Genomic DNA, 20,507 nt, shown 5'->3' with positions numbered 1-20,507 from the left:
ATCCGACATGACGCAACCTCAGCCCCTCGCTCCGCTCCGCATAGTCATCGGCTGCGACGACGCCGGATACGAGTACAAGGAAGCCCTCAAGGCCGATCTGGAGGCCGACCCGCGCGTCGCGTCCGTCCTCGACATCGGTGTGACCGCCGACGAGCACACCGCCTACCCGCACATCGGCGTGGCCGCCGCCCGCCTGGTCGCGGGCAAGGAGGCCGACCGCGCCCTCCTGCTGTGCGGTACCGGACTCGGCGTCGCGATCAGCGCCAACAAGGTGCGCGGCATCCGCGCCGTCACGGCGCACGACAGCTTCTCCGTCGAACGGGCGGTGCTGAGCAACAACGCGCAGGTCCTCACCATGGGGCAGCGCGTCATCGGCCTCGAACTCGCCCGCCGGCTGGTGCGCGAGTGGCTCGGTTACCGCTTCGACGCGTCCTCGCCGTCGAGCGGGAAGGTCGACGTCCTCGACGCCTATGACACGGCCGAGGCATCCGGTCCCGGGGACAGGCCCGCCGCAGGCTGCTGAGGCTCGCCCCGCACTCCCGTGAGGTCCGCACTCCCCCCGCCACCACTTACAACGACGTAAGGACGCGCCCCCATGCCTCCGCTCGCCCCGCCCGGGACCGACATCCTGGCGGCGACGACCTCGCCCTGGACCGGGCACGACTCCCGGCTCATCGTCATGGTCGCCCTCGCCATCGGCGTGATCATCGCGCTGATAGCGCTGCTCGACTTCCATCCGTTCATCGCCCTCATCGGCGGTTCCGTCGTCCTCGGCATAGGCTCGGGCACCGAACTGGCCGACGTCGTCGACTCGTTCGGTGCCGGTATGGGATCCACACTCGGCTCCACCGGTGGTCTGATCGCCCTCGGAGCGATCCTCGGCAGACTCCTGGCCGACTCAGGAGGCGTCGACCGCATCGTCGACACCATCGGCTCGCGCTCGGGACCCCGTCTGATGCCCTGGTCGATGGCGCTCATCGCCGCTGTCATCGGCCTGCCGATGTTCTTCGAGGTGGGCCTCGTCCTGCTGGTGCCGATCATCGTGGTCATGGCCAGGCGGACGAACACCCCGCTGGTGCTGCTCGCCGTGCCCGCCCTCGCGGGCCTGGGCACCATGCACGCGTTCGTGCCGCCGCACCCCGGACCACTGGTCGCCGTCAGCGCGCTCAGCGCCGATGTCGGCACCACACTGGGCCTCGGCCTGCTCGCGGCCATCCCCACCGTGATCATCGCCGGCCCGTTGTACGGGAAGTTCATCACGCGTCACGTGCGCAGCGAGGCCCCGGCGGAGCTTGTCGCCTCCCTCGTCGAGGAGGCCGACGAGGCGCGGGGCGCGGGCGCGGAGCGCCGCCTGCCCAGCTTCACCACATCCGTCGGCGCGGTCGCCCTGCCTGTTGTGCTGATGCTCGCCAAGTCGGTCGCCGACATCGCCTTCCCGGGAGACGCCTGGTACAACCACCTGCTGGACTTCCTCGGAACACCGCTCATCGCGATGTTCGTCGCCGTCCTCGTGGCCATGGTCGTCTTCGGCTTCCGGCTCGGCCGCAGCCGCGCCGAGGTCCGCACCGTCGTCACCGCCGGGTTGCCGGCCGTCGCCGGCATCCTGCTCATCGTCGGTGCGGGCGGAGGCTTCAAGCAGATCATCGTGGACACCGGCGTGGCCGACGCCATCGGCAAGTTCGCGGCCGAGGCGAACATGCCGCTGCTCGTCCTCGGCTGGCTGCTCGCCGTGCTGATCCGGCTGGCGACCGGCTCGGCCACCGTGGCCACCACCGCGGCGGCGGGCATCATGGCTCCGATGGTGGCGGGCACCCCGCCGGTGGAGGCCTCCCTGATCGCACTCGCGGTGGGAGCGGGATCGCTCTTCTTCTCGCATGTCAACGACGCCGGTTTCTGGCTGGCGAAGGAGTACTTCGGGATGAGCGTCTCCCAGAACATCAAGACCTGGTCGGCGCTGTCGACGATCGTCGCGGTGGTGGGCCTGGGGATGTCCCTGCTCATGTACGCGGTCCTCGTCTGACGGCGGACCGTGACGCGGCCCGCCGTCAGACCCGCGTGCCCCCGGCGGACCGGCCCCGATAAGAGAAGCTGTCCACGCGGCCCACACGCCGTACCCCGCAAGGAAGAAGCATTCGATGTCCCCTGAGATCTCCGTCCCCACCACCGCCGTCCTCGGCCTCGGCGCCATGGGCCTGCCGATGGCCCGTCGCCTCGCCGGTGTGTTCCCGGTCCAGGCCTTCGACGTCTTCGAGGAGCGCCGCGACCTCGCCGCGCAGGGCGGTGCCACACCCGCCGCCACGCCCGCCGAGGCGGCGAAGGGTGCCGACGTCGTGGTCATCGCCGTACGGGACCAGGAGCAGCTGGAGTCCTGTCTGTTCGGCGGCGGCATCGTCGAGCACGGCGCCGCCGAGTCGCTGCGCAGCGGGGCGGTCGTCGTGGTCACGTCGACCGTCGGCGTCGACGCCGTCCAGGAGGTCGCCGCGCGCCTCGCCGAACAGGGGGTCGGCCTGGTGGACGCCCCCGTCAGCGGCGGCGCCGTACGCGCAGGGACCGGCGACCTGCTCATCATGGCCGGCGCGGACGACGCGGCCCTGGAAGCCGCCGGGGCCGTCCTGGCCAGGCTCGGCTCCACGCTGCACATCGTCGGACCGCGCATCGGCGACGGCCAGATCATGAAGACGGTCAATCAGCTCCTGTGCGGTATCCACACCGCGGCCGCCGCCGAGTCCCTCGCGCTCGCACGCGCCCTCGGTATCGACCTGGGCCGTGCCGTCGACGTCCTCGGCCAGGGCGCCGCCGCGTCCTTCATGCTGGCCGACCGCGGCCCGCGCATGGCCCAGCAGTACGAGGTGAAGGCGGACGGCACCGGCGGTCCGGAGCTGCGTTCGCGGCTGGACATCATCCGCAAGGACATGAACATCGTGGTGTCCCTGGCCAAGAAGGCCGGTGTCGCTACCTCCGTGGCCGCCGCGGCCGACCAGCTCTACCAACTCGCCGTCAGCCAGGGACTCGCCGCCGAGGACGACTCGGCGCTGGTCACCCTGCTCTCCCCGCGCACCGCCGGCTGAACAGCCCCGTCGAGGCAGGGGCAGCCGTTCCGACTAGGCTGAGGACGGTCAGCCGGTAGCGTCCGGCGTGTCACAGGGAGAGTCAACGATGGGACCAGCCGGCAGGCAGGTGCGTCCGGCCGGACTCGGCAGGACCGTCCTCATGGACGAGGCGTACGACGCGTTGCTCGCCCTGATCCTCGACGAGGGCCTGGAGCCGGGTACGCCCCTGCGCATCGACACCATCGCCAAGGACTGGGGCGTCTCACCGACGCCGCTGCGCGAGGCCCTGGCCAAGCTGGAGAACACCGGCCTGGTCGTCCGCGTCCCGCACCGCGGCTACACGGTCGCGCCGCTTCTGGACGACGGCGGGTTCCGCGAACTCATGGGCGCCCGGCTGCTGATCGAGCCGTACAGCGCCCGCCAGGCCTGCGAGCGGGACGCGGCGGGGACCGCGCGTGAGCTGGCCGAGAGCCATCGGCTGATGGAAGCGGCGGCGGTGCAGCGCGTGGCGGACGACTTCCGCGCCTACCTCCAGGCGGACTCGGCCTTCCACGCCACGATCGCCCGCGCCGCCGGCAACCGCTTCCTCAGTGCCGCGATCGACCCGCTGGGCGCGCACATACAGCGCTTCCGCCGTTTCACCGGCGGCCGGGTCAGTGACACGGAAGAGGCGCTCGCCGAACACGCCGCGGTCCTGGGCGCGTTCGAGGCGCAGGACGCGGAGGGGTGCGAGACCGCGATGCGCGTGCACCTGGAAGGTGTGGCACACCGGGCGTTCGGCCACTGACACCCGCGTTCCGCGCGGTGGCTCCCCCCAGGCCCGTCTGAGGGCCGAAAGCGGCTGCATGCTGCCCCGAGCGGCGCTGCAGCCGCTCTTCGGCATGCCCGGAATCATTAATTCCGATTCTCTGAGAATGGTGCGAACAACCTCTTGACCTGGCCCTTTTCTCCTGGGCATGCTGCACGCGCCCTTTTGTCAATGGCGTGAACTTATCCGGCCGGCTGTCCGACTCCCGACGCGGTGTGCGGCATCCAGGACCGGGGCCAGGAGACCCATGAATCACTGGAACGACCCTTCGCTCGGCGCCGACGAGCGCATCGAGGCCCTCATGGCAGAGATGACGCAGGACGAGAAGCTCGCCCAACTGGGCAGCTACTGGTCCAAGGCGAACGTCGGCAGCGGCGACGCCCGGGTCGCGCCCATCGAGGAGGCCCTCGCCGCACGGTCCGGTGAGGCCGAGGCCCTCGCCCACGGCATCGGCCACCTCACCCGCCCCTACGGCACCCGCCCGCTCACTCCCGAGGAAGGCCGCGCGGAACTCGTACGCGTGCAACGGCTGCTGACCGACACCACCCGCCTGGGCATCCCCGCCATCGCCCACGAGGAGTGCCTCACCGGCTTCGCGGCATTCGGCGCCACCGTCTACCCCACGCCCCTGGCCTGGGCCGCGACCTTCGACACGGAACTGGTCGAGCGGATGGGCGCAGCGATCGGCCGCGACATGGCGTCCGTCGGAGTCCACCAAGGGCTCGCCCCCGTCCTCGACGTCGTACGGGACTACCGCTGGGGCCGCGTCGAGGAGACCCTCGGTGAGGACCCGTATCTGACCGGCCTCATCGGCACGGCCTATGTGCGCGGTGTGCAGTCCGAAGGTGTCATCGCCACCCTCAAGCACTTCGCCGGCCACGCGGCCTCGCGGGGGGCACGCAACCACGCGCCCGTCTCGATCGGCGCCCGTGAGATGGCCGACGTCATCCTGCCGCCGTTCGAGATGGCCGTGCGCGAGGGCGCCGTGGGCTCGGTGATGAACACCTACACGGACCAGGACGGCGTCCCCGCCTGCGCCGACGAGCACCTTCTGACGACCGTGCTGCGCGAGCAGTGGGGCTTCGAGGGCACCGTGGTCTCCGACTACGGGTCGATCGCGTTCCTCCACACCATGCACCGGGTCGCCGCCGACGAGGCCGAGGCCGCCCGCGTCGCCCTCGGCGCCGGCATGGACGTCGAACTGCCCAACACCCGCTGCTACGGCGGTCCTCTCGCCCAGCAGCTCGACACGGGGCACGTCGCGCCCGAGCTCCTGGACCGCGCCGTGGAACGCGTCCTGCGCCAGAAACTCCGGCTCGGCCTGCTGGACGCCGACTACAGCCCGGAGACCGACGCCGGCACCGGCACGCCCGTCGACCTGGACTCCCCGGCCAACCGCACGCTCGCCCGCGCCCTCGCCGAGCGCTCCGTCGTCCTGCTGGCCAACGAGGGCGCCGCACTGCCCCTGGACGGCGCCCGGACGCCCGGCATCGCCCTCATCGGCCCCGGAGCCGACGACTCCGGCACCTTCCTGGGCTGCTACTCCTTCCCGAACCACGTCCTGCCCAAGCACCCCGGCCACCCCGCAGGCCTCGCCCTGCCCAGCCTGCGCGAGGCACTCACCACCGAGTTGCCGGACATCACCTTCACCTACGAGCAGGGCTGCGCCGTCAGCGGCGACGACCGCTCGGGGCTGCCTGCCGCCGTCCGGGCCGCCGCCTCGGCGGACCTCGTCCTGGTCGTCGTCGGCGACCGCTCCGGGATGTTCGGGAACGGCACATCGGGGGAGGGGTGCGACGCGCCCGACCTCGCGCTCCCCGGCGTGCAGGCACAGCTGGTCGAGGAAGTACTCGCCACCGGTGTGCCGGTCGTCCTGCTCGTCGTATCCGGCCGCCCCTACGCGCTCGGAGGCCTCGCCGAACGCTGCGCGGCCGTCGTCCAGTCCTTCATGCCCGGCGAGGAGGGCGGCCCCGCGCTGGCCCGTGTCCTGTCGGGCCGGACCACCCCGAGCGGCAAGCTGCCCGTCCAGATCCCGGCCACCCCGGGGAGCAGCCCGGGCACCTACCTCAACCCGCCCCTCGGCCGCTACAGCGACGGCATCAGCGTCCTCGACAACACGCCGCTGTACCCCTTCGGGCACGGCATCTCCTACACCACCTTCGGCTACGAGGACCTGCGCGTCGGCCATGACGGGCGCGTCCCCACCGACGGATTCATCGAAATCTCCTGCCTCGTACGCAACACGGGCGAGTGCGCGGGCCGGGAGACCGTCCAGCTGTACTACGACGACCCGGTCGCCCGGGTGGCCCGCCCGACGCAGCAGCTGGCGGCCTTCGGGGCCGTCGACCTCGCCCCCGGCGCGGCGGCCCGGGTCCCCTTCCGGGTGCACGCCGACCAGACCTCCTACACCGCGGACGCCTCGGGCGACGGGCAGCGCATCGTCGAGCCCGGCTCCCTCCGCCTCATGCTCGGCTCCTCCAGCGGCGACATCCGGCTGAGTGCCGACATCGAACTGACGGGACCCCGGCGCCGGGTCGGCGCGGAGCGCCACCTCAGCCACTCGTAAGGCCCGCACCCCCGGCGTATGCCCTGCCCCTCGACAGGAAGCAGTACTCACCGTGACCACGGACACCCTCGGCAGCACCCACGGAGCGCCTCCGCCCGGCGGGCCCTCCGCCACCGCTCAAGACCTTCGGACACCCCGTCCCCGGCTCGTCATCGGCATGGCGGCAGGGCAGCTCGGCCTGTTCCTGGCCCTCCTGACGCCCATCCTGGTCAGCCTGCAGCTCAAGGTGCAGTCGTTCGTCCCCGAGGACGACCAGGTGACCTCGCTGGGCATCATCACCACGACCGGCTCGGTGGCCGCCATGCTGGCGAACCCGTTCTTCGGACGTCTCAGCGACCGCACCACCAGCCGCTTCGGCCGCCGCAGGCCGTGGCTCGTCCTCGGCATGCTCGGCCTGCTCCTCGGACTGATGATCATCGCGACGGCGAACACCGTCGCCGTCGTCACGGTCGGTTTCGTCATCGCCTCGGCGTCCGCCAACGCGGCGCTGGCCGCCTTCGTCGCGACCGTCGCCGACAACGTCCCGGAGCACAAGCGCGGCAAGATCAGCGGGCTGCTCGGCATCATGCAGAACCTGGCGCCCACCGCGGGCACCTGGATCGCCAGGTCCTTCACCGACCAGATGCTGCTGCTCTTCCTGGTCCCCAGCGTCATAGGCGTCCTCCTGGTGATCGGCTACGTCCTGGTGCTGCCGGACAAGCCGCTGGAGGAGAAGCCCGCACGGGAGGGCTTCAGGGCTGTCCTGCACACCTACTGGGTCAGCCCCAAGCAGCACCCGGACTTCGCCTGGGCCTGGCTCTCGCGCTTCCTGCTGACCCTCGCCAACTGGATGTTCACCACCTTCCGCCTCATCTACCTCCAGCACGAGATGCGGCTCACCGCCGCCGAGGCGACCGAGACACTGGCCACCGGCGTCCTCATCTACGGGCTGTGCGTGATGAGCTCCGCGCAGGCCGCGGGATGGCTCTCGGACCGCCTCGGCCGCCGTAAGCCCTTCATCGCCGTCGCCGCGGTGCTGTTCGGCGCCGGGATGCTGATCCTCAGTGGCTCCGACACCATCGCACTGTTCTACTGCGCGGAGATCGTCCTGGGGCTCGGCTTCGGCACGTACCTCGGTGTCGACCTCGCTCTGGTCATCGATGTGCTGCCGGACCCGGAGAACCCCTCCAAGGACCTCGGGATCTTCAACATCGCGATGTCCGCCCCGCAGATCTTCGCCCCCGGGCTCGGGGCCCTGCTCATCTCCGTGGGAGGCGGCCACAACTACTCGATACTGCTGGTCACGGCCTCACTGGTGTGCCTGTGCGGAGCGCTGGCCATCCTGCCGGTGCGCAAGGTGCGCTGAGCCCGACGGCCACCGCACGCACGACGAGGGCCCGGATGCTGGGGAGCATCCGGGCCCTCGTCGATCTGCGTACCGCGGGGTTACGGGAGCTGTGCCGCCCGTGCCTCGCGCCGGTTGTCACGGAAGGTGTTCACCCGCCGCGCCGTGGCGAAGAGCGGGATCACCGCCCCCAGGACGACCTGCAGCGCACAGCCGGTCTGGAGGAGCAGCTGGCCGCCGGGGGCGTCGAACGCCCACGCGGCGAGGAGTCCCATCGCGGCCACGATCCAGCTGAGCATCGCCACCGCGAGGACGCCTCGCGGCTTCGGGTACTCGACCCGGCTGACCATCAGCCACGCCACCCCGACGATCGCGAGCAGCGTCGGCACGAAGGGCAGCTCCAGCAGCACGATCGAGACGACCGTGAGCGCTCCGAAGGGGCTCGGCATGCCCTGGAACATGCCGTCCTTCAAGGTCACGCACGAGAACCGCGCAAGCCGGAGCACCACCGCCAGCAGCACCACGATCGCCGCGAGCGCCGACACGCGCTGGTGTGCGTCGTCCGCGACCATTCCATACACCAGTACGAAATACGCCGGTGCCAGGCCGAAGCTGATCAGGTCGGAGAGGTTGTCCAGCTCCGCGCCCATCGGGGAGGAGCGCAGCTTGCGCGCCACGAGCCCGTCGAACAGGTCGAACACGGCCGCCATGAGCATGAGGATCACCGCGGTCGCCGCGGAGTGCCTGGCCATGCCCGACTCGTCGCTGCCCGTGAGGTGCGGGATGAGGATCCCCGTGGTGGTGAAGTACACCGCCATGAAACCGCACGTCGCGTTACCGAGGGTGAGCGTGTCCGCTATCGACAGCCTCATCGAGAGCGGCATGTCCTCGGCGTCGTCCTGCTCCTCCGCCTCGGGCACCCAGCTCGCCTGGGTATCAGGATCAATCACGGTCAATTCGAGTCACCCCCGCGGTCGTGGCCTGGCCGACCTCGACCGCGACATCGACACCTTCCGGAAGGTAGATGTCCACGCGCGAGCCGAAGCGGATCAGACCGATGCGTTCGCCCTGCTCCACCTTCGTGCCCTGCGGGATGTAGGGGACGATGCGACGGGCGACCGCTCCCGCGATCTGCACCATCTCGATGTCGCCGAGCTCGGTGTCGAAGTGCCAGACAACGCGCTCGTTGTTCTCGCTCTCCTTGTTGAACGCCGGGACGAACCCACCCGGGATGTGCTCCACCGACGTCACGGTGCCGGACAGGGGGGCCCGGTTGACGTGAACATTCAGCGGGCTCATGAAGATCGCGACGCGGGTGCGCCCGTCCTTCCACGGCATGATGCTCTGCACCACACCGTCGGCCGGCGAGATGACGCGGCCCTGGGTGATCTCGCGCTCGGGGTCGCGGAAGAACCACAGCATGCCCGCCGCGAGCGCGGTGGTGGGCACGGCCACGGCCGCCCAGCGCCCGGACCTGCGGGACCGGGCGAGGCTGAGGGCGGCGGTGGCGACGGTCGGGAGGAGCCACGGCGATGCTCCGCGCGCAAGGCGGACCCCGCCGCGGGATGCAGAGATTTGGCTGTCGGGCATGGATGACCTTCGTAGCGGATGATGCCGCGCTGGCAACGGGGGGACGGCGGCTTTCCGGCGATGCTATCGGGTGCGAGCGGCAACTGGGCAAGCCAGCAGCCGAGTCGGACAGCTGAAAGGCTCCCGACGGGGTTGACCGGGTGTGATGTTCTTCGCCACCAAATCACCTCGTAGGGGACATATCAGCCCTGGAACCGGTACTCTTCGAGCAGCCGGCGACCGATGATCATTTTCTGGATCTCGGCGGTACCTTCACCGATCAGCAGCATCGGGGCCTCACGGTAGAGGCGCTCGATCTCGTACTCCTTGGAGAAGCCGTAACCGCCGTGGATGCGGAAGGCGTCCTCGACGACTTCCTTGCAGTACTCGGAGGCGAGGTACTTCGCCATCCCTGCCTCCAGGTCGTTCCGCTCCCCGGAGTCCTTTTTGCGTGCCGCGTTCACCATCATCGCATGCGCCGCTTCGACCTTGGTGGCCATTTCGGCCAGTTTGAACTGAATCGCCTGGTGCTGGGCGATCGGCTTTCCGAAGGTCTGGCGCTGCTGGGCGTACGAAACGCCCAGTTCGAACGCACGTTGTGCGACGCCACAGCCACGCGCGGCGACATTCACGCGCCCGACCTCGACACCGTCCATCATTTGGTAAAAACCTCGGCCGGTCGTGCCGCCCAGCACTCGATTGGCCGGAATGCGTAGTCCGTCCATGATGAGCTCGGTCGTGTCGACGCCCTTGTAACCCATCTTGTCGATCTTCCCCGGGATCGTGAGACCGGGGCGGACCTCGCCGAAGCCCGCCTCCTTCTCCACCAGGAAAGTGGTCATCGACTTGTGCGGGGCGGTGCCCTCGGGGTGTCCTTCGTCACTCCTGCAGAGGACGGCGACCAGCGTGGACGTGCCGCCGTTCGTCAGCCACATCTTCTGACCGTTGAGGACGTACTCGTCGCCGTCCTTGACGCCCTTGGACGAGATCGCGGAGACGTCGGAACCGAGAGCCGGCTCGGACATCGAGAACGCGCCCCGCACCTCGCCCAGCGCCATCCGCGGCAGGAACGTGTCCTTCTGCTCCTGCGTCCCGTGCTGCTTGAGCATGTAGGCCACGATGAAATGCGTGTTGATGATGCCCGACACACTCATCCAGCCCCGGGCGATCTCCTCGACGCACAGCGCGTACGTGAGGAGCGACTCGCCCAGACCGCCGTACTCCTCCGGGATCATCAGCCCGAACAGGCCGAGTTCCTTGAGCCCTTCGACGATGTCCGTCGGATATTCGTCGCGGTGCTCCAGCTGGGTCGCGACAGGGATGATCTCCTTGTCGACGAAATCCCGGACCGTGGAGAGAATCTCCTGCTGGACATCCGTCAGACCGGCGGTCTGTGCGAGTCGGCTCATGGCTACTTCTCCGCGTTCTTGCTCGTCGGCTGATCGATCTCGGGGCGGCCCGGCTGCTCTCCGCCGCGCTCCTTGATGTACGTCCCGGTGGGGACCATCACCTTGCGGCGGAACACGCAGACCAGCGTCCCGTCCTGCTTGTAGCCCTTCGTCTCGACGTACACGATCCCGCGGTCGTTCTTGGACCTCGACGGCGTCTTGTCGAGCACGGTCGTCTCGCCGTAGATCGTGTCACCGTGGAAGGTCGGGGCCACGTGCTTCAGCGACTCCACCTCCAGATTGGCGATCGCCTTTCCGGAGACGTCCGGCACCGACATGCCGAGCAGCAGCGAATAGATGTAGTTTCCGACGACGACGTTCTTCCCGAAGTCGGTCGTCTTCTCGGCGTAGTTGCTGTCCATGTGCAGCGGGTGGTGATTCATGGTCAGCAGGCAGAAGAGGTGGTCGTCGTATTCCGTGACCGTCTTTCCGGGCCAGTGCTTGTAGACGGCACCGACCTCGAACTCCTCATATGTGCGTCCGAACTGCATGATCAGGCCTCCGGAGCTTCGAACTTGGAGGTGCGCTGCATACCGGCGGCGCGGCCCTTGCCCGCGATGACCAGGGCCATCTTGCGGCTGGCCTCGTCGATCATCTCGTCGCCGAGCATCGCCGAGCCCTTCTTGCCGCCCTCCTCCGAGGTGCACCAGTCGTAGGCGTCGAGGATGAGCTCTGCGTGGTCGTAGTCCTCCTGCGAGGGCGAGAACACCTCGTTCGCCGCGTCGACCTGACCGGGGTGCAGCACCCACTTGCCGTCGAAGCCCAGCGCCGCCGCACGGCCCGCGACCTCGCGGTAGGCGTCCACGTCGCGGATCTGCAGGAACGGGCCGTCGATCGCCTGGAGGTCGTGCGTACGGGCCGCCATGAGGATGCGCATCAGGATGTAGTGGTACGCGTCCGCCGGGTAGCCGGGCGGCTGCTGGCCGACGACCAGGGTCTTCATGTTGATCGAGGCCATGAAGTCGGCCGGGCCGAAGATCAGGGTCTCCAGGCGGGGCGAGGCGGCGGCGATGTCGTCGATGTTCACCAGGCCCTTGGCGTTCTCGATCTGCGCCTCGATGCCGATCTTCCCGACCTCGAAGCCCATCGTCTTCTCGATCTGGGTCAGCAGCAGGTCCAGCGCGACGACCTGCTGGGCGTCCTGGACCTTCGGCAGCATGATGCAGTCGAGGTTCGGACCCGCGCCCTCGACGACCGTGATGACGTCGCGGTACGTCCAGTGCGTCGTCCAGTCGTTCACCCGCACGACCCGGGTCTTGCCCGTCCAGTCGCCGTTGTTGAGCGCGTCGACGATGTGGTGCCGGGCTCCCTCCTTGGCGAGCGGCGCACACGCGTCCTCCAGGTCAAGGAACACCTGGTCGGCCGGGAGGCCCTGGGCCTTCTCCAGGAACCGCGGGTTCGAGCCCGGCACGGCCAGACAGGAGCGGCGCGGGCGCAGACGGTTCACGAGGGCAGTCATGCGGGGACCTCCAGAGGGTCGAGCTTGTTCGCTTTCCGGATCTCGTCGACGATACGGCCGATGATCTCGGTGATGCCGAAGTCCTTCGGGGTGAAGACGGCGGCGACGCCGGCTTCGATCAGGGCACGCGCGTCGGCCTGCGGGATGATGCCGCCCGCGATGACCGGGATGTCCGGCGCACCGGCCTCGCGCAGCCGGTGCAGCACGTCCGGCACCAGCTCGGCGTGCGAACCGGACAGGATGGACAGGCCGACGCAGTGCACGTCCTCGGCCAGCGCGGCGTCGGTGATCTGCTCGGGCGTCAGTCTGATGCCCTGGTAGACCACCTCGAAGCCCGCGTCCCTGGCGCGTACGGCGATCTGTTCGGCGCCGTTGGAGTGCCCGTCGAGGCCGGGTTTGCCGACCAGCAGCCGCAGCCGTCCGACGCCCAGGTCCCCGGCGGTGCGGGTGACCTTCTCGCGGACCAGCGCGAGCGGCGTCCCCGCCTCCGCGGCGACGGCCACCGGCGCGGACGAGACACCTGTCGGCGCCCGGAACTCGCCGAACACATCGCGCAGGGCCCAGGACCACTCACCGGTGGTCACGCCGGCCCGTGCGCACTCGACGGTCGCCTCCATCATGTTCGCGGTGCCCGCGGCGGCCTTCTTCAGGGCCGTCAGCGCCTCGGTGGCGCGGGCCTCGTCGCGGTTGTCGCGCCACTCGTGCAGGGCCGCGACGACCCGGGCCTCGTTCTCGGGGTCCACCGTCATGATCGCGGTGTCGAGGTCCGCGGTGAGCGGGTTCGGCTCGGTCGTCTCGTAGATGTTGACGCCGACGACCTTCTCCTCGCCGCCCTCGATCCGGGCCCGCCGCGCGGCGTGCGAGGAGACGAGCTCCGACTTGAGATAGCCGGACTCCACGGCGGCCATCGCGCCGCCCATCTGCTGGATCCGGTCGATCTCGGCCAGCGACTCGGTGACCAGCTCGTCGACCTTGGCCTCGATGACATGCGAACCGGCGAAGATGTCCTCGTACTCCAGCAGGTCGCTCTCGTGCGCGAGCACCTGCTGGATACGGAGCGACCACTGCTGGTCCCAGGGGCGCGGCAGCCCGAGCGCCTCGTTCCAGGCCGGCAGCTGCACCGCGCGGGCGCGGGCGTCCTTGGAGAGCGTGACGGCCAGCATCTCCAGCACGATGCGCTGGACGTTGTTCTCCGGCTGCGCCTCGGTGAGCCCCAGGGAGTTGACCTGTACGCCGTAGCGGAACCGGCGCTGCTTGGGGTTCGCGACGCCGTACCGCTCGCGCGTCACGCGGTCCCAGATGCGGCCGAAGGCGCGCATCTTGCACATCTCCTCGATGAAGCGGACCCCCGCGTTCACGAAGAAGGAGATGCGGGCGACGACGTCACCGAACTTCTCCTCCGGCACCTGGCCGGAGTCGCGCACGGCGTCGAGTACCGCTATGGCCGTCGACATGGCGTACGCGATCTCCTGGACCGGAGTGGCCCCCGCCTCCTGCAGGTGGTAGCTGCAGATGTTGATCGGGTTCCACTTCGGGATGCGGTTGACCGTGTACGTGATCATGTCGGTCGTCAGCCGCAGCGACGGGACCGGCGGGAAGACGTGCGTCCCCCGCGACAGGTACTCCTTCACGATGTCGTTCTGCGTCGTGCCCTGGAGCTTGTCCGGGTCCGCGCCCTGCTCCTCCGCGACCACCTGGTAGAGCGCCAGCAGCCACATCGCGGTGGCGTTGATCGTCATCGAGGTGTTCATCTGCTCCAGGGGGATGTCCTGGAACAGCCGTCGCATGTCACCGAGGTGCGAGACGGGCACGCCGACCCGGCCCACCTCGCCGCGGGCGAGGACGTGGTCGGGGTCGTAGCCGGTCTGCGTCGGCAGATCGAAGGCGACCGAGAGACCCGTCTGGCCCTTGGCGAGGTTGCGCCGGTAGAGCTCGTTGGACGCCTCCGCGGTCGAGTGACCGGCGTACGTCCGCATCAGCCACGGCCGGTCCTTCTGACGTTCGGTCATCGTGGACCTCAGACGTTACGGAAGCGGTTGATGGCGTCGATGTGCTGCTCGCGGAGCTCCGTGTCGCGCACGCCCAGGCCCTCACGGGGTGCCAGCGCGAGCACGCCGACCTTGCCCTGGTGCAGGTTGCGGTGCACGTCGTACGCCGCCTGGCCGGTGTCCTCCAGGGAGTAGACCTTGGAGAGCGTCGGGTGGATCTTGCCCTTGGCGATAAGCCGGTTCGCCTCCCACGCCTCGCGGTAGTTGGCGAAGTGCGAGCCGATGATCCGCTTCAGCGACATCCACAGGTAGCGGTTGTCGTACTCGTGGTTGTAGCCCGACGTCGAGGCGCAGGTGACGATCGTGCCGCCCTTGCGGGTCACGTACACGCTGGCGCCGAAGGTCTCGCGGCCCGGGTGTTCGAAGACGATGTCCACGTCCTCGCCGCCGGTCAGCTCACGGATGCGCTTGCCGAAGCGCTTCCACTCACGCGGGTCCTGGTTGTGCTCGTCCTTCCAGAACCTGTAGTCCTCGGCGTTGCGGTCGATGATCGCGGTGGCGCCCATCTTCCGGCAGATCTCCGCCTTCTGGTCGCTCGAGACGACGCAGATCGGGTTGGCGCCGCCGGCCAGCGCGAACTGCGTGGCGTAGGAGCCGAGTCCGCCACTGGCGCCCCAGATCAGCACGTTGTCGCCCTGCTTCATGCCGGCGCCGTTGCGCGAGACGAGCTGGCGGTACGCCGTGGAGTTGACCAGGCCCGGGGAGGCCGCCTCCTCCCAGCTGAGGTGCTTGGGCTTCGGCATCAGCTGGTTGGACTTGACGAGTGCGATCTCTGCCAGGCCGCCGAAGTTGGTCTCGAAGCCCCAGATGCGCTGCTCGGGGTCGAGCATCGTGTCGTTGTGGCCGTCGGAGGACTCCAGCTCCACCGAGAGGCAGTGCGCGACGACTTCGTCGCCCGGCGTCCAGGCGTTGACGCCGGGCCCGGTGCGCAGGACGACGCCCGCGAGGTCGGAGCCGATGACGTGGTACGGGAGGTCGTGGCGCTTGCTGAGGTCGCTGAGCTTGCCGTACCGCTCCAGGAAGCCGAAGGTCGAGACGGGCTCGAAGATCGACGTCCACACGGAGTTGTAGTTGACCGAGCTGGCCATGACCGCCACCAGGGCCTCGCCCGGGCCGAGCTCGGGCACGGGCACGTCCTCGACGTGGAGGGACTTGCGGGGGTCCTTGTCGCGGCTGGCGACGCCGGCGAACATCTCGGCCTCGTCCTTGTGCACGGTCACCGCGCGGTACGACTCAGGGATGGACATGGCCGCGAAGTCCGCGGCCGTGCTGTCCTGCGATTGGATCGCGTCCAGGATTTCCTTCACGGTGATGCCTCCGGCAGATCGGGTCTCCGGCGTCGAGGGAAACGCTCGGAGGCCCCTGTGGTCAGGGGAGCGGTGCGGTGTGGAGGTGTGCCGTCGGTTCGGCGGGGTGGTGCTCTGTGCCTGCTCGGTGGAGCAGAAGGGGTTGCCTGTGACGCAGGCGTCCGGGCGCGCGGACACGTGGTCTGCGGGGACAGCCGGCGTACGAGAGATCTCTGCACGCCGGCCGCCCGGACACCTTCAACGTATGGCACTGCGTGACAGGTGACAAGGCACCCAGTGCCAACAATTTCTCTCAGTTGTCATCTCGTAGGCACGCATGAGCAACATCATGGTCGGTATGTCGCATTACTCCGCCTTTTGCGGCGGCTACGGCGCGGTGCGGTACACGTACGGCGTCGTCGTGCTCAGGGCCGTGAAGCCGAGCCGCCGCAGGATCGGGGCGGAACGGTCCGTCGCGTCGACCTGGAGGAAGCGGTAGCCGAGCCCGGCGGCGATACGGGCCCGATGGGCGATCAGGGCGCGGTAGATCCCCCTGCCCCGCCATTCGGCCGCCGTACCGCCGCCCCAGAGCCCGGCGAAGCCGGTGCCGGGGTGCATCTCCATCCGGGCCGAGCTCACGGGCTCGTCGCCGGCCAGGGCGACCACCGCGACGAATGTGTCCGGCGGGGCGTCGGCGAGACGGGCCAGGGTCTGATGGCGCAGCCGGGAGCCGTCGGTGCCGAAGGCGAGCTCATGGGCCCGGACCATCAGCTCCACCCCCGCGGCGTCGGTCACGTTCCGCAGCCGCACCCCCTCGGGGAGTTCCACCGCCCCGGCCTGGTCCGCGACCGGTGCCACCAGCAGCGTCTCCGGCGGCTCCGGCGCGAACCCGGCCGCGGTGAGGAGGGCGCCCAGCCCGGGCGGGCCGTCGTGCGCGTACAGCTTCCACTCGAACTCGCCGGTACCCCGGGCGGTGTAGTGCCCCACCTGCGCCGCGATCTCCGACTCCGCGCGGGCGGGGGAGAGGTCCGGAGCCGTCCACACGACGCCGTTCCAGTCGTCCGGGCCACCGGTCTGCCGTACGACGTCACCGACCCGCTCGACGCGCGTGCCGGGGCCGTCCGGGCGGGCGTGCTCGCGCATCTCGTGGTCGAAGAGGGCCAGCATCTCGTCAGGTTCCATGTGCGCATCCGAACACGCCCTCCCCGGCCCGGCCACCGGGTTTTCTTCCGACGGGGCGTCAACCGGCGGCCGTGGGGCACACGTAAGTGATCTTGATAGGGCCGCAACGGACAAGGGGTGGGTACGCGATGGGTATACGGACGCGCGGAACGGCCCGGAAGGGCCGCAGGCCCGAATTCGACGTCAGGCGGACGGCGTTCGGCTTCGCGTTCCTCGCGCTCCTGATCTGCGGCGCCGGACTCGCGGTGCGCACGGCCCTCAGGAGCGCCGAACGGCACCCGGTGGTCGCCGTCGCCTCGGCCGTCGCGCTGGTGGCCGCGGTCGTGGTGCTCCTGCGCCTGCGCCGCAGCCGCAGGGCGGCCGCCAGGACCGCCGCGGCAGCCGTCGAGACCGCCTACGAGGCCGTGGACGCGGCCCTGGAGGAGCTGCCGGAACCCGACGCCGTGCCGCCGCCGCGCCCCGAGCCGGTGCGGACGGCCGACTACGAGGCCATGGACCCGTACGACTTCGAGGAGGCCGTGGCCGCGCTCTGCAGGCGGGACGGCTGTCTGGACGCCGAGGTCGTCGGCGGCGCCGGCGACCTGGGCGCCGACGTGGTGGGCACCACGCCGGACGGCCGCCGCCTGGTCGTGCAGTGCAAGAGGTACACGAGCGACAACAAGGTCGGCTCGCAGGACCTCCAGCGCTTCGGCGGCACCTGTTACGCGGTGCACGGCGCCGAGGCGGCCGTCGTCGTCACCACCGGCGAATTCACCGATCCGGCTCTCGAGTACGCCGAGGAGTGCGGCATCGTCTGTGTCGGTCTCGACGGGCTCACCGCGTGGAGCGAGGGGGCCTCGCCGCCCTGGTACGCGAGCGCGTCCGTGCAGCCCGCCGAGGGGTGAACCCCGCCGGGGCGGGGCTCAGTGCTCCTTCAGCGCCCGCTGGATCGTGCGCATGATCTCGTCGAGCGGTGCGTCGGTACGGGCCACGGTGACCAGCACCTCGCCCTCCCTCGACACGGAGGCCGCGGGGGTCTTCCCGGTCTCGCCCCCCACGGTCCGCCCCGCCCCGATCCCCGTGCCGAAGGTCTCCCGCACGATCGCGAACGCGTGGTCGAGCTGGGACTCCACGTCGCCCTGCCCGTCCGCCCGCAGCCAGCGCCGCAGCACATGGTTGTGCGCGGTCACGACGGCGGACGCGGCGACCTCGGCGAGCAGCGGGTCGTCATTGCCCACCTGGTGGTCACGCTCGTCGAAATGGCCCAGAAGATACCGCGTGAACAGCCGTTCGTAGCGGGCCACCGAGGCGATCTCGGCCTCGCGGAGCGTGGGCACCTCACGGGTCAGCTTGTAGCGCGCCACGGAGACCGCCGGCTTCGCCGCGTACATCTTCATGACCTCCTTGATGCCGCGGCACACGGTGTCGAGCGGGTGCTCGTGCGCGGGGGCGGCGTTGAGGACGGCCTCGGCCCTGACGAGGGTGTCGTCGTGGTCCGGGAAGATGGCCTCTTCCTTGGAGCGGAAGTGGCGGAAGAACGTACGCCGGGCGACCCCGGCCGCCCCCGCGATCTCGTCGACCGTCGTCGCCTCGTACCCCTTCGTGGCGAACAGTTCCATGGCCGCTGCGGCCAGTTCGCGGCGCATCTTGAGTCGCTGGGCGGCCGCCCGGGTGCTCGCGGCACTCTCAGGGGCGTCCGCCGAGGCGGAGGAACGAGGGGACTTGGCGGGTTGGGACATGAGGTGAACGTAACCCATCGGCGCACGGGAGTGCGCCTGTGGGGGCGGGTCGCCCGAGGGTCCCAGCAACCCGCCCCACCCCGCCCCGATGTCAGCGGCGGGCATACTCGCGGAAGCCGCGCCCCGTCTTGCGGCCGAGGCAGCCCGCGGCCACCAGATGTTCGAGCAGCGGCGCCGGGGCGAGGCCCGGGTCACGGAACTCGCTGTGCAGAACCTTCTCGATGGCGAGCGAGACGTCCAGGCCGACGACGTCCAGGAGCTCGAACGGGCCCATGGGGTAGCCGCCGCCCAGCTTCATCGCAGCGTCGATGTCGTCGAGCGTCGCGTAGTGCTCCTCGACCATCTTGATCGCGTTGTTGAGGTAGGGGAACAGCAGCGCGTTCACGATGAAGCCCGCCCGGTCACCGCAGTCGACCGGGTGCTTGCGCACCTTCACGCAGACCGCGCGGACCGTGGCGTGCACGTCGTCGGCGGTCAGCACCGTGCGGACCACCTCGACCAGCTTCATCGCGGGCGCCGGGTTGAAGAAGTGCATCCCGATGACGTCCTCGGGACGCGAGGTCACCCGGGCGACCGCCACGACCGGCAGCGACGAGGTGGTCGTCGCGAGCACCGCACCCGGCTTGCAGACCTTGTCCAGGGTCTGGAAGAGCTCCCGCTTGATCTCCAGGTCCTCGGCGACCGCCTCGACCGCGAGATCGACATCGGCGAAGGAGTCCAGGGAGCCCGCCGGGGTGATCCGGGCGAGGGTCTCGTCCCGCGCCTCCTCCGTCAGCCTTCCCTTGGAGACGGAGCGGCCCAGGGACTTGGCGATCCGGGCCTTGGCCGTGTCCGCCTTCTCCTGGCTGCGCGCGGCGAGGACCACGGTGTACCCGGCCTTCGCGAAGACCTCCGCGATGCCCGAGGCCATCGTCCCCGACCCGGCCACCCCGACCGAGGAGACCTCGCGCCCGGTGACCGCGCCCGTGCTCTCCACCGGTGTCAGGGCGTCCGGCACCACGGTCTGGCCGCCCGGGGCGTCGTACGTGTAGAAGCCGCGGCCCGCCTTGCGGCCGGTCAGACCGGCCTCGCTGAGCTGGCCGAGCACCGGCGCCGGCGCGTGCAGCCGGTCGTGGGAGGCGGAGTACATGGCCTCCAGCACCGTGCGGGCCGTGTCGACGCCGATCAGGTCGAGCAGCGCCAGGGGGCCCATCGGCAGCCCGCAGCCCAGCTTCATGGCGGCGTCGATGTCCTCACGGGAGGCGTAGTTGGCCTCGTACATCGCCGCGGCCTGGTTGAGGTAGCCGAACAGCAGACCGTCCGCGACGAAGCCGGGGCGGTCGCCGACCGCGACCGGCTCCTTGCCCAGCTCACGGGCGAGCCGGGTGACGCTCTCCACGGCGGACGGGGCGGTCAGCACGGAGGAGACCACCTCGACGAGTTTCATCGCCGGCGCCGGATTGAAGAAGTGCAGGCCCAGGACACGCTCGGGGTGCTGAGACTCGGCGGCCAGCCGGGTCACGGACAGGGCGTTCGTGCCCGTCGCGAGGATCGTGGTGGGGGAGACCACCGCGTCCAGCTCCCGGAAGACCTGCTGCTTGATCTCGTAGGTCTCCGGCACGACCTCGATGACCAGCTCCGCCTCCGCGGCGGCCTGCAGATCGGAGAACGTACGGAACCGGGCGAGGATGTCGCGCCGCTCCTGCTCCGTGATCCGCTCGCGGCGCACGGCGCGCTCGGTCGAGGCCTCCAGGGTGGCGACGGCCTGCCGGGCGGCGGCTTCGTCGATGTCGATGCCGATGACCTCGCGGCCCGCCCGGGCCAGGACCTCGGCGATGCCGGTGCCCATGGTGCCGAGGCCGACGACGGCAATGGTGGTGAGCGGGGTGTCCATCACGGGACTCCAGGGTGAGTGACGACTGTGAGGAGCACGGCGGCGCGCAGGGTCGGAATCAACCGGCGCTCGGTGTGCGGGAATGTGCGGGAACTGCGTGTCGTGGTGCACGGTTCCGGGCGCTCGGGCGCACCGGGGGGAAGGGTGACGGGCTCTGTCCCGGAGCCACGTCTCAC

General features: G+C 70.0%; 17 protein-coding genes. 7 read left to right on the top strand and 10 right to left on the bottom strand.

Annotated elements, in window-relative coordinates:
- Nucleotides 1-7: 7 nt before the first annotated feature.
- The 6 genes from ACIBCU_RS13645 to ACIBCU_RS13620 all read left to right on the top strand — a co-directional run bounded on the left by ACIBCU_RS13645 (nt 8) and on the right by ACIBCU_RS13620 (nt 7,769).
- Nucleotides 8-523, top strand: a complete 516-nt coding sequence (locus ACIBCU_RS13645) for a ribose-5-phosphate isomerase (protein ID WP_399231357.1) — start codon at nt 8-10, stop codon at nt 521-523.
- A 72-nt stretch (nt 524-595) separates the two neighbouring features.
- Nucleotides 596-2,020 carry a gluconate:H+ symporter gene (locus ACIBCU_RS13640; protein ID WP_399231355.1) on the top strand — a complete coding sequence of 475 codons (1,425 nt, stop codon included), beginning with the start codon at nt 596-598 and terminating at the stop codon, nt 2,018-2,020.
- A gap of 115 nt (nt 2,021-2,135) precedes the next feature.
- Entirely contained in the window at nt 2,136-3,068 is a 933-nt protein-coding gene (locus ACIBCU_RS13635; RefSeq protein ID WP_362939953.1) for an NAD(P)-dependent oxidoreductase, read from the top strand.
- Nucleotides 3,069-3,156: 88 nt separating this feature from the next.
- Nucleotides 3,157-3,837, top strand: a complete 681-nt coding sequence (locus ACIBCU_RS13630; RefSeq protein ID WP_399231352.1) for a GntR family transcriptional regulator — start codon at nt 3,157-3,159, stop codon at nt 3,835-3,837.
- 268 nt (nt 3,838-4,105) lie between these two features.
- Nucleotides 4,106-6,424 (top strand): beta-glucosidase, encoded by a 2,319-nt coding sequence (locus ACIBCU_RS13625; RefSeq protein WP_399231350.1) that lies wholly within the window; start codon nt 4,106-4,108, stop codon nt 6,422-6,424.
- Between the two features lie 52 nt (nt 6,425-6,476).
- The gene (locus ACIBCU_RS13620; protein WP_399231348.1) at nt 6,477-7,769 is read left to right on the top strand and encodes an MFS transporter; all 1,293 of its coding nucleotides are present in this window, start codon (nt 6,477-6,479) and stop codon (nt 7,767-7,769) included.
- Nucleotides 7,770-7,849: 80 nt separating this feature from the next.
- Here the strand turns inward: ACIBCU_RS13620 and pssA are convergent, their stop codons facing one another.
- The 8 genes from pssA to ACIBCU_RS13580 all read right to left on the bottom strand — a co-directional run bounded on the left by pssA (nt 7,850) and on the right by ACIBCU_RS13580 (nt 16,740).
- Complete coding sequence (gene pssA, locus ACIBCU_RS13615) at nt 7,850-8,668, bottom strand: CDP-diacylglycerol--serine O-phosphatidyltransferase (protein ID WP_325749121.1); 819 nt, start codon at nt 8,666-8,668, stop codon at nt 7,850-7,852.
- 22 nt (nt 8,669-8,690) lie between these two features.
- Complete coding sequence (locus tag ACIBCU_RS13610) at nt 8,691-9,338, bottom strand: phosphatidylserine decarboxylase (protein ID WP_362939965.1); 648 nt, start codon at nt 9,336-9,338, stop codon at nt 8,691-8,693.
- A 182-nt stretch (nt 9,339-9,520) separates the two neighbouring features.
- Nucleotides 9,521-10,726: an acyl-CoA dehydrogenase family protein gene (locus tag ACIBCU_RS13605; RefSeq protein WP_399231345.1), complete on the bottom strand. Its 1,206-nt coding sequence runs from the start codon at nt 10,724-10,726 to the stop codon at nt 9,521-9,523.
- A gap of 2 nt (nt 10,727-10,728) precedes the next feature.
- Nucleotides 10,729-11,256 carry a MaoC family dehydratase gene (locus ACIBCU_RS13600; RefSeq protein WP_362939971.1) on the bottom strand — a complete coding sequence of 176 codons (528 nt, stop codon included), beginning with the start codon at nt 11,254-11,256 and terminating at the stop codon, nt 10,729-10,731.
- A gap of 2 nt (nt 11,257-11,258) precedes the next feature.
- Nucleotides 11,259-12,224 (bottom strand): HpcH/HpaI aldolase/citrate lyase family protein, encoded by a 966-nt coding sequence (locus ACIBCU_RS13595; protein ID WP_399231341.1) that lies wholly within the window; start codon nt 12,222-12,224, stop codon nt 11,259-11,261.
- Nucleotides 12,221-14,233 (bottom strand): protein meaA, encoded by a 2,013-nt coding sequence (locus ACIBCU_RS13590; protein ID WP_399231339.1) that lies wholly within the window; start codon nt 14,231-14,233, stop codon nt 12,221-12,223. Before ACIBCU_RS13590 ends, ACIBCU_RS13595 begins: the two co-directional genes overlap by 4 nt.
- 8 nt (nt 14,234-14,241) lie before the next feature.
- Entirely contained in the window at nt 14,242-15,579 is a 1,338-nt protein-coding gene (gene ccrA, locus ACIBCU_RS13585) for a crotonyl-CoA carboxylase/reductase (protein ID WP_362939980.1), read from the bottom strand.
- A gap of 366 nt (nt 15,580-15,945) precedes the next feature.
- A complete protein-coding gene (locus tag ACIBCU_RS13580) occupies nt 15,946-16,740 on the bottom strand; it encodes a GNAT family N-acetyltransferase (RefSeq protein WP_362939983.1) in 795 nt (264 codons plus the stop codon).
- A 128-nt stretch (nt 16,741-16,868) separates the two neighbouring features.
- Here ACIBCU_RS13580 and ACIBCU_RS13575 point away from each other — a divergent pair, with 128 nt between their 5' ends.
- A complete protein-coding gene (locus ACIBCU_RS13575; protein ID WP_362939987.1) occupies nt 16,869-17,624 on the top strand; it encodes a restriction endonuclease in 756 nt (251 codons plus the stop codon).
- An 18-nt stretch (nt 17,625-17,642) separates the two neighbouring features.
- Here the strand turns inward: ACIBCU_RS13575 and ACIBCU_RS13570 are convergent, their stop codons facing one another.
- Both ACIBCU_RS13570 and ACIBCU_RS13565 read right to left on the bottom strand, forming a co-directional pair.
- Entirely contained in the window at nt 17,643-18,458 is an 816-nt protein-coding gene (locus tag ACIBCU_RS13570; RefSeq protein ID WP_362939990.1) for a TetR family transcriptional regulator, read from the bottom strand.
- Between the two features lie 91 nt (nt 18,459-18,549).
- Nucleotides 18,550-20,331 (bottom strand): 3-hydroxyacyl-CoA dehydrogenase family protein, encoded by a 1,782-nt coding sequence (locus ACIBCU_RS13565; protein WP_399231335.1) that lies wholly within the window; start codon nt 20,329-20,331, stop codon nt 18,550-18,552.
- Nucleotides 20,332-20,507: the final 176 nt, after the last annotated feature.

The organism is Streptomyces sp. NPDC051064 (assembly GCF_044455985.1).
In the GTDB taxonomy this organism is placed as follows: domain Bacteria; phylum Actinomycetota; class Actinomycetes; order Streptomycetales; family Streptomycetaceae; genus Streptomyces.
Note: the sequence above shows the minus strand (reverse complement) of the source record. Positions and strands in the feature narration are given on the sequence as shown.